We start from the raw sequence: 12,900 nt of genomic DNA, 5'->3' as shown, positions 1-12,900 counted from the left end.
TTTGGGGAATGAAGATGATGACAACTCATCAGTGGAACGCTGACCTATACGATCGCAAACATAGTTTTGTCGCTGAGTATGGTGCGGCATTACTGGATTTACTCGATCCGCAACTAGAGGAACAGATTCTCGATTTAGGCTGTGGCACTGGGTCACTCACTCAAAAGATTAGCGATCGCGGTGCTGAAGTTCTTGGCATTGATAGTGCCGCCAGCATGATTGCCCAAGCCCAGCAAAACTATCCCAACCTACGTTTTGAAGTCGCTGATGCCATCAACCTAGCTTTTATAGAAGAGTTTGATGCCATCTTCTCTAATGCGGTGCTGCACTGGGTCAAGCCACCCGAAGCCGCGATCGCTAGTATGTGGCAAGCACTGAAACCAGGAGGTCGCTTGGTGGTCGAGTTCGGCGGCAAAGGCAATGTGCAAGCGATCGCTTCTGCCTTAGAGCAAGGCTTGAAAGAGAGCGGCCATCCCAACCCCGAAGCCCTTAACCCTTGGTACTTCCCTAGCATTGGCGAATATACAGCCCTATTGGAAAAGCAAGGCTTTAAAGTCTGTTTTGCGGCGTTGTTCGATCGCCCTACGCCCCTCACCGACGCAGACGGCATCCAAAATTGGATCAAGATGTTTGCCCAGTCTTTTCTACAAGCCGTTCCCACTGAACAACAAGCAACTTTTCTTGCCCAAATTGCTGAGCGCATCCGTCCTCAACTCTACCAAAATGGCATTTGGGTAGCCGATTACCGCCGGATTCGCGCGATCGCCCTCAAGCCTTAAACCTAGCCTCTATCCTCAACCCAGCAAGAGTAAAGCGATTAGAAGAGCAGATGCGATCGCTAGAAACACTGTGCCTGGCCCTCCATCAGCGTCTTTAGCTTTCGTCAGGTCGTGGCTGTAGTCACAATAGACGCACTGAAACAAATCATCCTCGCTGTGCAGGCACCGCACCAAGCCTTTCTTGCCACACTTGGGACAGTCCAATACTTCTGGTTCTGCCATAGGTTTTGCTCCCGATCGCAACGCCCGATTACGATCTATTCAAACTCTGCCTATGTTGCGATCGCAGAGCTTACCTTCAAGCTAGATCACGATTGAGGTCACTAGCCTAAATTGCAATGCTTCCTCACAAGTTGCGTTACTGGGTGCCAAGCGATTAGTGTCGAGCTAGTAGCGGAGCCGCCCCCAGTAGCGTTTGAGTGTAGGGGTGCTTCGGATTGGTAAAAATCTCCTTGGTTGAGCCGATTTCTACAATCTTGCCGCCATTCATCACCGCAATACGATCGCAGAAGAAACGCGCCACCCAGAGATCATGAGTGATGAATAGATAGGTAAGTTCAAACTCCTGTTTTAGCTCCCGCATCAGCTCCAGTACTTGCGTTTGCACCGTCGCATCCAGCATACTCACAGGCTCATCGCAGATCAGCAGCTTCGGGCGAGTAATCAGGGCACGGGCGATCGCCACTCGTTGTTGTTGGCCTCCGGAAAGATCTGCTGGGTAGCGCTGGTAAAATTCCTCGGCAGGCGTGAGTCCTACCCGCTTCAGCATGTAGAACACCTGCTGCTTCACCTCAGCCGAGTTTGCCAACTGGTGAATCACCAACGGATCGCCAATGCTCTGACCCACTGTCATCAATGGGTTAAGGCAAGCGCGCGGGTCTTGAAACACCATTTGCATTTGTCGCCGCTGCTGCCGCATTGCTTCCTTAGAGAGGCGAGTTAGGTCTTCTCCCAGAAACTCCACCTTGCCGCTCGTAGGCCGAATCAACTGCAAAATCGTGCGTGACAGCGTACTCTTGCCACACCCCGACTCACCCACCAAACCCAGCGTTTCACCTGGGTACAGATCCAGGTTGATCCCATCCACCGCCTTAATCGTCTGCTCTTCTTTGTTAAACAGACGCGCGATGAAATTTTGCTCCAGCGTGTAATACTGCTTCAAATCTTCTACCCGCAGCAACGCTTCCGGGGAGGCCCAAGGGTCGGGGATCGCCCTTGAACTTAACTCATCGCCAGCAGACTCAGAACTCGAAAGATCTGGTAATGGAATCGGTGCATCCGCCGGAACCGCCTGAATATGCAGCGCGGACTCCAACAAAGCTTTGGTATAGGGATGCTGGGGTTTTTCTAGTACCGAAACTGTCGGCCCCGTTTCCACCATCTTGCCGTCATACATCACCGCAATGCGATCGCAGTACTCCCCCACCATCGCCAAATCGTGCGAAATCAGCAGCAGCGCCATTTCTCGCTCTGCACACAGCCGCGTCAGCTCCTGCAAAATCTGCGCCGAAACCGTCACATCCAAACTCGTCGTCGGCTCATCCGCCACAATCAGCTTTGGGTCAAGCAACAACGCCAACGCGATCGCCACCCGTTGCCGCATCCCCCCACTAAACTCATGCGGATACTGTGTCCACCGACTCGCCGGAATCTTCACCGCCTCCAATGTCGCGATCGCACGTTCCTTCGTTTCCTTTCGTGACAGGTGGGGTCGATGGGCTTGCAACGTCTCCAGACAATGCTCCCCAATCGTCATCAGTGGATCAAGCCGAGTCATCGGATCTTGGAAGATCAGCGCCACCGCCTCCCCCCGAAACCGCCGCAACTCCCCCGGAGACAAATCAAACACTGACTGCCCCCGAAACGTCACCCGCCCCTCCACCTGACTATTAGGAGGCAACAACCGCATCGCCGCCCGCCCCAACGTAGACTTGCCACAACCCGACTCCCCCACCAACCCCAAGCGATCGCCTGGCTGCAGCGTAAACGACACATCATCCACCGCCCAATCGATTCCCCCGTCAGCTTTCTGCCCCCGGCTTGAGGCAGGATAGGCAACTCGGAGATTTTCTACACAAAACAGAGCGTCGGAAGGCATAGGGAAGAAGGAGAGAGGAGGGATGAACGATGAAAGGGGAGAGAAGTGAGGAGTTAGGAGTTTAGGGGTAGATAACGGGGGCAGGAATGAGGAAACAGAAGAACTAAAAGTATCGAAACGCTGACAGCTAGATTCGTTTGTAGGGGGTCTGGGGGACGCAACCGTCCCTCAGCGGGGGTTTGGGGGCAAGCGCCCCCAAGGGCTTGGTTTCAGGAAGGCCCCTGACTCATAGAAGTCTTCTTTAACGGCTCCGGCTTGTCAAACCGTCGCATCAAATAGGCCACCCCAAAATCCCCATTCGGGTGCGCTTGTAAATATTCCGCCAACTCAAACACCCGCGCCGCCAACTCTGGCCCCAACTTATCAATTGTTGCCTGTTGCTCCGCGATCGCGTACTCCTTCTCTCGAATGCGGGTTTGCCACTCACTAGAGAAAAGCTGCTGAATTACCGTATGCAGCCCCATCTTCTCTAAAACATCCCATTCCCCGTGGTCGCACCAGATTCCGCCACAATCCAGGCAGCGTTCCACATAAAAAGGAATTCTCACGCCCACCTTTGCCCGCGATAAGTAGCGACCGCACTCCGGGCACAACGCAGCCTTCGTATCAAACGGAGACTGGACAAACTCCACATCCAGCACCTTCGGCAGTGCATCAACCGTTGGCTGAGGTTGATGAGCTTGCCAAGATTCGTACTCCGTCGCTGGAATCCAAGTACCTTGACAATCAGGGCAGCACTTCGCTGCCAACGCAGGAGCCAGCGTACTATCTACCAGCTCTACTCGTCGATCTTTGGGACATTGCACAGGCTAGCTTCCCTCTCCAGTAGAACTTGCCGATTTAACGATTAGGGTATCAGGTTGGGGAATCAGGGTAAACGTCACCCCTCATCCACTTGCAACAGCACATTACAGTACCCAATCAGCAAATTCAGGCGATCGCTAATCTGCACCTGGCGCTGCTGAGCCGTACTCGATTGGCGAGCTGCTTGCAAGAACATGACGTCCGTTCCCATCAACTTGAGTTGTTTATTCATTTCAATTTGATAAGACTGTACACGCTGTTCCACCGTCGTATCAGGATGATTTTCCCAACTGAGCGTTAGAACTTGGCGCTGAAAAAACTGCTGGATCTCTTGAAATGCCACGATTAAGGCAGCGGGATCAGGCTTCGCTTGAGTCGCTTTTACTTGAAGCTGCTCTAGCGATCGCAGAAATTCTTGATAGATTTGGCGATGAGCCTCTGGCAACATTCGGCGCGTCTTTAGTTAAGATTAGAATAAGAGTTTGTTCCTACTATTAAACCTAAGGTTTGATGCAGCTTTGAGGCTGCGACCTTAAAGTTTAAAGGCAAGCTGCCAACTTTAATTAAATCAACCTTATATTCGTTAGTATTTTTTAACTCAAATATCATCGTGATTTGGCTCCAGCGAGGCGGGGATCACGGTTTTTCAATTATTTTCCGTGGATTTGCACCGCAAGTCCCCTCTATTGCAACAGCTATCGCATCTCTATACAACCTCTATCACAATAACTAATTGCTTACTGGCTGGGCATGCTTGTATATCTAAACACATTTAGATGCAGTAGAATCAGCCATACTCTACCGCCCCTTATTCTTCCCTCACTTCCACAGCATGAACGTAACGGCAACAGTTCCCACTACCCCCTTTGTCGTTCCTGACTGGCTTCAGGAATGCTTACTCACCCAGCAAAAAGGTTCTGAGGCCAATGCGACTGGTCATTTTGAGGAAACAAACCTCATTTGTCGGGCATTCGAGTTTGCCTATCAGCTGCATGAAGGGCAATACCGCGCCTCTGGGGAACCTTACATCGCTCATCCTGTTGCCGTTTCAGGGTTGCTGCGAGACTTGGGAGGCAGCAGCGCCATGATTGCTGCGGGCTTCTTGCACGATGTGGTAGAAGATACCGAGGTGACAGCCGAAGAGATTGAAGAACGCTTTGGCCCAGAGGTGAGACGGTTGGTGGAGGGGGTCACCAAGCTGTCAAAGTTTAACTTTTCTAGCAAACGGGAACGCCAAGCCGAAAACTTCCGCCGCATGTTTTTGGCAATGGCACAGGACATTCGGGTGATTGTGGTGAAGCTGGCCGACCGCTTGCACAATATGAGAACCCTAGAACATCTGCCTGATGCCAAGCGCCGTAGCATTGCCCAGGAAACCAGAGAAATCTTTGCACCACTTGCCAACCGCCTGGGGATCGGTCGGTTTAAGTGGGAATTGGAAGACTTATCGTTTAAGTATCTAGAGCCAGAAGCTTATCGTGAAATGCAGCAGTTGGTGTCCGAAAAGCGTACGGATCGCGAAGATCGGCTCAACAAGGTAGCAGAAATTCTGCGCGATCGCCTTCAGCAAATTGGAGTGCAGCATTCAGAAATTAGTGGTCGTCCTAAGCATCTCTATGGCATCTACCAAAAGATGCAGCGGCAGCAAAAAGAATTCCACGAGATTTACGACGTGGCTGCGGTGCGGGTGATTATGCAAAACAACGATGAGTGCTACCGCGCCTTAGCTGTGGTTCACGACTCGTTCCGCCCGATCCCCGGTCGTTTTAAAGATTACATTGGCTTGCCCAAGTCCAACCGCTATCAATCTCTGCATACCAGCGTCATCGGCCTGAATGGACGCCCCCTAGAAGTCCAGATTCGGACTGTAGCAATGCATCACGTGGCAGAATACGGGATCGCCGCTCACTGGAAATATAAGGAAACGGGTGGTAGCAGTACGCTACTAACTGCTGCCGATGAGAAATTCACTTGGCTGCGGCAGTTGCTGGAGTGGCAAAGTGACCTCAAGGATGCTCAGGAATATTTAGAGAGCGTCAAAGATAACTTATTTGATGGCGATGTCTATGCCTTCACGCCCAAGGGTGATGTGGTGCCTCTCTGTCCTGGCGCGACCTCAGTTGACTTTGCTTACCGCATTCATACCGAAGTAGGCAACCACTGTGCAGGCGCTAAGGTGAATGGCCGCATCGTCACGCTAGATACGCCATTGCAGAACGGCGATATCGTTGAGATCCTGACGCAGAAGAACTCACACCCCAGCCTCGACTGGCTGAACTTCGTTGTTACCAGTGGTGCTCGCAACCGCATCCGGCAGTGGTACAAGCGATCGCACCGAGACGAGAATCTATTGCGTGGTCGAGAACTATTAGAAAAAGAACTAGGCAAGAGTGGCTTTGATGCCCTGCTTAAGTCTCAACCCATGCAAGCAACGGCAGAGCGCTGCAACTACCATAGTGTGGAGGATTTGCTGGCAGCTTTGGGCTATGGAGAAGTCACCCTCAGCTTGGTCGTTAACCGTTTACGAGAAACGGTCAAGGCGCAACAACCTGTAGTACCTGTGCCGGAAGTGTTGCCGCTGCATACCAGCACGCGGCCTGTCCCTGTTGCTCCCACTAGCAAGTCTCCAATCGCGGGAGTCGAAGGGTTGCTATATCACTTGGCGGGTTGTTGTAACCCTGTTCCTGGTGAGCGCATTATCGGGGTGGTGACGCGTGGGAGTCATGGCATTTCGATCCATCGCCAAGGCTGTCAAAACAGCGACCAAATCCCTGGCGATCGCCTCGTTCCTGTGAGCTGGAACCCGATTGACGAGGAGCGGGCCAGACCTCAAAACTATCCAGTGGATATTCAAATTGATGTGATTGATCGCGTCGGGGTGCTGAAGGATATTCTGTCTCGCCTGACCGACAACAACATCAACGTCCGCAATGCTCAGGTCAAGACCTTCCCCGACCAAACCGCTACGATCAACCTAGGGATTGATATTCGCGACCATGCTCAGCTAGAGCGTACCTTTAGCCAAGTTAAGAAACTGAGTGATGTGCTGAATATTCGCCGTTTGAACCAAGTAGAAGATTAAACCAAGGCGATCGCGCTACTAACTCAGCACACAAGTCAGGTGGATCAGTGGCAGGATGAAGGAGTCCGGACGACTACCTGTGATCTTGCATGACCCCCGCTGCTCGTACCAATCCCTTTCTTGCCCTCAACTACGAACCTGCGTTTGAATCGCTGGGGGAAGACTACTCTGATGTGGTCGCTGCCGCTGCGTTTCCTGCCCAAATTTTGCGGTGGCGCAACGATGACCTGCTGCCCAAAATCGGCCTCGACCCACAAGCGGTGACAGACGAAGACTTCATTGAGGCGTTCGGGAGATTTGAGGGTCGCCAACCGCTGCTGGCAATGCGTTACCACGGCTATCAGTTTGGTGAATATAACGCCTTTTTGGGGGATGGTCGCGGTTTCCTTTACGGGCAAGTGCGCGGCACCGATGGCGAACTTTACGACTTTGGCACCAAAGGCTCTGGCACCACGCCCTATTCTCGCGGTGGCGACGGTAGGCTGACACTAAAAGGCGGCGTGCGGGAGGTTTTGGCGGCGGAAGCGCTGAACTATCTGGGCGTGCGGACTTCTCGTTGCTTGAGCATGATTGAAACGGGAGAAAACTTGTGGCGTGGCGATGAACCTTCCCCCACTCGCTCCTCGGTAATGGTGCGTTTCAACCGATCGCATATCCGCTTCGGTACCTTTGAGCGTCTGCACTATTTGAAACGCAAAGATCTGATTCAAAAGCTGCTAGACCATGTGATCGAGTACTACTATCCTCACCTGCAAGGAGAGAGCGATCGCTATGCGTTGTTTTATGCCGAGTTAGTGCAGCGAGTCGCAGAACTAGCGGCGCAGTGGATGTCGGTAGGATTCTGTCATGCCGTACTGAACACGGACAATATGTCGATTACCGGGGAGAGTTTCGATTACGGCCCCTATGCCTTTATGGATCGCTACGATCTGCGGTTTACGGCAGCATATTTCGATTATTCTGGGCGCTATTGCTATGGCAACCAACCGGGAATTTGTCAGCTCAATCTAGAGATGCTGCAAACGCCTTTGTCTGCGGTCATGGCGATCGCGGATATGGAAGCAGGCTTAGCCAAGTTTGGCGACTATTACTATGCTGTCTATCGCCAACGCATGCTCAATAAACTCGGCTTCGCTGAGCTACCAGAAGCCGAGACCGATGAATTGATTAAACGGACGCTGCAATTGCTGGAAGTGTGTGAAGTGGGATATCACGCTTTCTTCCGCGATTTAAAACAACAGTTCAATGCCAGTTGGCGAGAAGATGGCGGCATTCTTCAAACTGCTGACTTTGCTACCATTGATGAGCAAAAAGCCTGTTTGGATAGCTGGCGGCAGCATTATCACACCCTGCTAATCAGCCAGCCCATCGAGGAAATGGAGCACATCGCTCAAAGACTCAACCGACATAACCCCACGACACCATTGCTCCGCCCTGAAATTGAAGCGATTTGGGCACCAATCACCGAGGAAGACAACTGGCAACCATTCTATGATTTGCTAGCAAAGATTCGTAGTGGAAATTAAGGGCGATTGCGCTTCAATCAACGCTATATGGTGATGGGAGATTCAATATAAATTGTGGGTTCTTGTAGTACAAACTCAATACCGAAGTTTCTCAGTTGTTGAGAAATTTTAGTATTGGCAACCTCTAGCAATCGTTTTCTGAGTTGCAGGGAGTTTTCACTAGAACCCAAGATAAAAAATGTGACTCTGGCTTGCGTCGATTGAGGTGGAGCTTGCTGAGTAAAAGTAATATTGGTACTGCCTGGGTCAATCCCAAACACTGAATCTGTACTTTCGATAATTACTTGTTGTACTAAAGCTTGCTCTCGATCTTGCAGATTATTTAGGAAGTCTAGATAGAGCAAGACCATGATTTTCTTGCCCCTAGTAATGTTTTCAATTTCTAAATTAGCCAAAGTCGAATTTGGCACAATGAACAGTGTACTTTTAGCAGCAGTGCGAATTTTGGTTGAGCGCAAACCAATGGATTCGACTCGACCAAATAAGCCGCTGGGTAAACGAATGTAGTCACCGGGTTCAAAGGGACGATCGAGATAGAGAACAACTGTACTGAGCAACTGTTCTAAAGTTTTTTGGGCAGCAAAGGCGATCGCCAACCCCCCTAAACCTAAGCTTGCCATCAAGCCAATTAAGTTAAACTGCTGACTCTGAGCAAAAGCAAAGACAGCAATAAATCCAATTAAGACATTGGCTAACGTTTCTACCACCAGCAACAGCTCATCGACTTCTCGGCCCACTTTCCGCACTAAATCAATGCCATAGGTGCGAACAAATTGCCGAAATAACCTAGAAGAAAGCCAAGCTAAACTTATAACGACTGCTAGATCAATAAACGGCTTAATAAAGCCATAAAACGCAGGATAGACTCGAATCCAAGCTAGAGACCAGGAAATTAAAACGAACGTGCCAGCAACCTTGAAAATTGGTTTAATTGGTTCAATTAAATGGTCGTAAATTTCCGCAACTTGCTCTGGCGAAAACCGTCGAATTACTAACTTGACAATTTCAGGAGTGTATCGGCCAACTAGTAAAGAAAGCAGCAAAAATAATAAGAAAACGGTTGCTCTTTGCAATATCGCTCTGGCAACATCAACTTGCAGGAAGCTAGAAACTGAATTAGCAATGTTCATCTAGATTTAGATGGTGATGGGAGCATCCACATAAATGGTTGGCTCTTCGATATCAAATGTAATGCCGTAGGATTTTAGTTTTTCTGTAATGGTTTGATTGGCAATGTCAAGAAGTTGCCGCCGCAGCGTCATCGAAACTTCTTCTGAGCCCAAAATAAAGAAGGTAACTTGAGCTTGCGATCGCGCCTGTCCTAAAGCATCGGTGAAATCTTTAAATGTGACAATCGTGTTTTGGGTATCAATGCCAAAAATATCATCTGTACTATCAATAATGATTTGCTGAACTAAAGCTCGGTCGGCGATCGCAATGACTTGATAGAAATTCAAGTAAACCAAAGCCATCACTTTCTTGCCGCCTGTGTAATTCTCAATTGTTAACTGTGTCAGAGAGCTATTAGGCACAATTACTAAAGTTCCTTTGCCAGATGTGCGAATTTTAGTTGAGCGTAAACCGATCGATTCCACTCGTCCAAACACACCATCTGGTAAGCCAATATAGTCATCTACGACAAAGGGGCGATCGAGATATAAAACAATTCCTCCTAAGAGTTGTTCTAATGTTTTCTGGGCGGCAAAAGCCACTGATAAACCACCAATGCCCAAGCTGGCAATTAAGCCAACGATGTTAATGCGGTGTGTTTGGGCAAAGAGCACGATCGCGATGATGACAATGCCAATATTTACCAGCAGTTGCATCAAAATCAGGAATTCACTATTCGACTTCCGTCCACTTTTAATAACAGCTTCTAAAATATAAAACTCAAAAAATTGCTTGAATAACCGCGAAACAAACCAACTTGCTGTAATAGTTAGACCCAGGCTGACAGGTACCTCAACAAACGCCTGCCCCCGCTTTTCAGGAATCAATAGTGCTAGAAGTTCTACCAATCCCAAAATTGCCACTATCCATCCCAGTTCTTGGTGTGGCTCCACGACTTTTTGGTAAAACTCTTTCACCCCTGGCGAGGCAAAGCGATCGAGCAGTAAGTTGACCCAGCTGGGAAGCCGACGACTGCCAAACACTAGCAGCAGCCCCACCAATGCGAGCAAACTTAACTCAATTCCGGTGCCAGTGCTCAAAGCATCCAACATTGGACGATTCCTCTTGGCGTTTCCATCCCAGACCCTATTATGAAGGGTAGGCAAGTAATTGAAGCCTTCTAGTTACGGAGCAATCATGTCTAGGAGAGTCACACAGGGGAAAACGATCGCGGCGATCGCTACAGCCATTGTGCCGCAACAAGGGAGTGTTGGCATTGTTCGTATGTCTGGGGCTGAAGCAGTCGCGATCGCCAAAACCTTGTTTCATGCCCCTGGACAGCAAACTTGGCAGAGTCACCAAATTCTCTATGGTTATGTGCGCCACCCCGAAACCCAACAAGTGGTAGACGAAGCCTTACTACTACTAATGCTGACTCCCCGTTCCTACACCCGTGAAGATGTCGTCGAGTTTCACTGTCACGGTGGCATCATGGCCGTACAGCAAGTATTACAGCTTTGCCTAGAACAAGGGGCACAACTGGCACAACCGGGAGAGTTTACCCTAAGAGCGTTCCTGAATGGCCGACTCGACTTGACCCAAGCCGAAAGCATTGCCGATTTAGTGGGAGCGCGGTCGCCTCAAGCCGCTCAAACCGCTCTGGCAGGCTTGCAAGGTAAACTCGCCCATCCCATCCGCCAACTCCGAACCACCTGTTTAGATATCTTGGCCGAAATCGAAGCCCGGATTGACTTTGAAGAAGACTTGCCACCCCTGAATGAACCTGAAATTCAGACCCAACTGCATCAAGTGGTGGCTGAAGTGGCTCGGATTCTGGCCACTGCCGAACAAGGAGAACTGCTGCGGGCTGGCCTCAAAGTCGCGATCGTCGGTCGTCCCAATGTGGGCAAATCCAGCTTACTCAATGCTTGGAGCCGTAGCGATCGCGCCATCGTCACCGATCTCCCTGGCACCACCCGTGATGTGGTGGAATCTCAGCTAGTAGTCGGTGGTATCCCCGTACAAGTGTTGGATACCGCAGGAATCCGCGATACCGAGGATCAAGTAGAAAAAATTGGTGTAGAGCGATCGCGATCAGCAGCCCAAGCCGCTGACTTGGTACTGTTCACCATTGATGCTCAGGCGGGTTGGACCGAGGCTGACCAAACCATCTACGACCAAGTGCAGCACCGACCGCTAATTTTAGTCATCAACAAAATCGATCTAGTCGCCACTTCCCATCTAGAATCCATCACTTATCCCGCACCGATTCGGCGGGTTGTGAGGACAGCCGCCGCCCAAAATCAAGGCATTGCTGACTTAGAGCAAGCCATCCTCGCTACTGTCCAAACAGAAAATTTGCAAGCTGCCAACCTCGATTTAGCCATCAACCAACGCCAAGCCGCCGCCCTCACTCGCGCCAAAGCTGCCCTCCAGCAAGTTCAAGCCACCATGAGCGATCGCCTCCCCCTCGACTTCTGGACCATTGACCTACGCGGAGCCATTCAAGCCTTGGGAGAAATCACAGGCGAAGAAGTCACCGAATCAGTTCTCGATCGCATCTTTAGTCGTTTTTGTATCGGTAAATAACCCCAGGAGTAATCTTCAAAAAATTCAAAGCAGGGGTGCAAGCCCAATAATTTTTGCTTGAATGACTACATCCCCATTAATGCAACCTGAGATATGCCTGCTGAACTCGCGTCCTTCAATCCCTGGCTAATTGCTCTGGCTCTTAACTCTGTTCTAGCGGCGATCGCCTGGTTCTCCCCCAAGAAACTTCTCACCCCAGCAGGTCTACTCCATGCTTGGTTCTTGGGTGTTCTAATTTGGGGAACATTGGGTTGGCAGGGATATGTAGTCGTGATGTTCTATTTCCTAGTTGGCTCTGCTGTAACTCGGATTGGCATGGCCCAAAAGGAAGCAGAAGGAATTGCTGAGAAGCGTTCTGGAGCAAGAGGTCCAGAGAATGTATGGGGTTCTGCATTAGTCGGAGCTTTATGTGCCTTAGGAGCGTTTCTGATTCCTCTGCTGAACCCTAATAACAGCGCTCGTCTCTTTATCCCTCTCTTACTCCTCGGTTATGTGGCGAGCTTTAGCACCAAACTCTCGGATACCTCAGCCAGTGAAGTAGGAAAAGCCTACGGTAAACGCACTTTCTTGATTACCACCCTCCAAGCTGTACCGCGCGGAACTGAAGGTGCTGTCAGTTTAGAAGGCACTTTAGCGGGAATTGTAGCTTCTGCCGCGATCGCCCTTGTCGGATGGGGCGTGGGTTTAATTAGTTTGTTAGGCGTTGCTTTGTGCATTATTGCAGCCTTCATTGCCACTAATCTAGAAAGTGTGATCGGGGCAACATTGCAATCTAAATATGATTGGCTCACCAATGAAGTGGTGAATATCTTGAATACCTTAATTGGGGCAGTTGCAGCAATTTTACTAGCTTGGTTAATTTCTCCTTAGATCCTTGCAGAAGTAGAGACTGAGGCGATCGCATTCCTGAAG

11 protein-coding genes are annotated in these 12,900 nt (G+C 50.2%); 5 read left to right on the top strand and 6 right to left on the bottom strand.

The genetic code is table 11. From position 1 onward, the window contains the following. Window positions 1-14 precede the first annotated feature (14 nt). Complete coding sequence (locus NDA01_RS06550) at window positions 15-779, top strand: class I SAM-dependent methyltransferase (RefSeq protein WP_348227296.1); 765 nt, start codon at window positions 15-17, stop codon at window positions 777-779. Window positions 780-794: 15 nt separating this feature from the next. Here NDA01_RS06550 and NDA01_RS06545 read toward each other — a convergent pair whose 3' ends face one another. From NDA01_RS06545 to patD, 4 genes are all read right to left on the bottom strand, one after another. Beyond that, window positions 795-1,001 carry a hypothetical protein gene (locus NDA01_RS06545; protein ID WP_348227295.1) on the bottom strand — a complete coding sequence of 69 codons (207 nt, stop codon included), beginning with the start codon at window positions 999-1,001 and terminating at the stop codon, window positions 795-797. Between the two features lie 154 nt (window positions 1,002-1,155). Further along, entirely contained in the window at window positions 1,156-2,877 is a 1,722-nt protein-coding gene (locus NDA01_RS06540; RefSeq protein WP_348227294.1) for a dipeptide ABC transporter ATP-binding protein, read from the bottom strand. A 209-nt stretch (window positions 2,878-3,086) separates the two neighbouring features. Further along, a complete protein-coding gene (locus NDA01_RS06535) occupies window positions 3,087-3,683 on the bottom strand; it encodes a TFIIB-type zinc ribbon-containing protein (RefSeq protein ID WP_348227293.1) in 597 nt (198 codons plus the stop codon). Window positions 3,684-3,757: 74 nt separating this feature from the next. Then, window positions 3,758-4,129 (bottom strand): heterocyst frequency control protein PatD, encoded by a 372-nt coding sequence (gene patD, locus NDA01_RS06530; RefSeq protein WP_190556670.1) that lies wholly within the window; start codon window positions 4,127-4,129, stop codon window positions 3,758-3,760. A 384-nt stretch (window positions 4,130-4,513) separates the two neighbouring features. On the opposite strand from patD, the gene NDA01_RS06525 reads away from it, so the two are divergent. Both NDA01_RS06525 and NDA01_RS06520 read left to right on the top strand, forming a co-directional pair. Beyond that, the gene (locus tag NDA01_RS06525) at window positions 4,514-6,763 is read left to right on the top strand and encodes a RelA/SpoT family protein (protein ID WP_348227292.1); all 2,250 of its coding nucleotides are present in this window, start codon (window positions 4,514-4,516) and stop codon (window positions 6,761-6,763) included. An 89-nt stretch (window positions 6,764-6,852) separates the two neighbouring features. Continuing rightward, window positions 6,853-8,289 (top strand): protein adenylyltransferase SelO, encoded by a 1,437-nt coding sequence (locus NDA01_RS06520; RefSeq protein WP_348227291.1) that lies wholly within the window; start codon window positions 6,853-6,855, stop codon window positions 8,287-8,289. Window positions 8,290-8,312: 23 nt separating this feature from the next. On the opposite strand, the gene NDA01_RS06515 is transcribed toward NDA01_RS06520, so the two are convergent. Next, complete coding sequence (locus tag NDA01_RS06515) at window positions 8,313-9,419, bottom strand: mechanosensitive ion channel family protein (protein WP_348227290.1); 1,107 nt, start codon at window positions 9,417-9,419, stop codon at window positions 8,313-8,315. A 6-nt stretch (window positions 9,420-9,425) separates the two neighbouring features. Further along, entirely contained in the window at window positions 9,426-10,511 is a 1,086-nt protein-coding gene (locus tag NDA01_RS06510) for a mechanosensitive ion channel family protein (protein ID WP_348227289.1), read from the bottom strand. Between the two features lie 85 nt (window positions 10,512-10,596). On the opposite strand from NDA01_RS06510, the gene mnmE reads away from it, so the two are divergent. Both mnmE and NDA01_RS06500 read left to right on the top strand, forming a co-directional pair. Next, complete coding sequence (gene mnmE / locus NDA01_RS06505; RefSeq protein ID WP_348227288.1) at window positions 10,597-11,988, top strand: tRNA uridine-5-carboxymethylaminomethyl(34) synthesis GTPase MnmE; 1,392 nt, start codon at window positions 10,597-10,599, stop codon at window positions 11,986-11,988. Window positions 11,989-12,081: 93 nt separating this feature from the next. Then, on the top strand, window positions 12,082-12,858 hold the full coding sequence (locus NDA01_RS06500; protein ID WP_348227287.1) for a TIGR00297 family protein: 777 nt from the start codon (window positions 12,082-12,084) through the stop codon (window positions 12,856-12,858). Window positions 12,859-12,900 lie beyond the last annotated feature (42 nt).

This window comes from Trichocoleus desertorum AS-A10, assembly GCF_039962155.1.
GTDB lineage: Bacteria > Cyanobacteriota > Cyanobacteriia > FACHB-46 > FACHB-46 > Trichocoleus.
The sequence above is the reverse complement of the archived record's forward strand: the minus strand, read 5'-3'. Positions and strand labels throughout refer to the sequence as shown.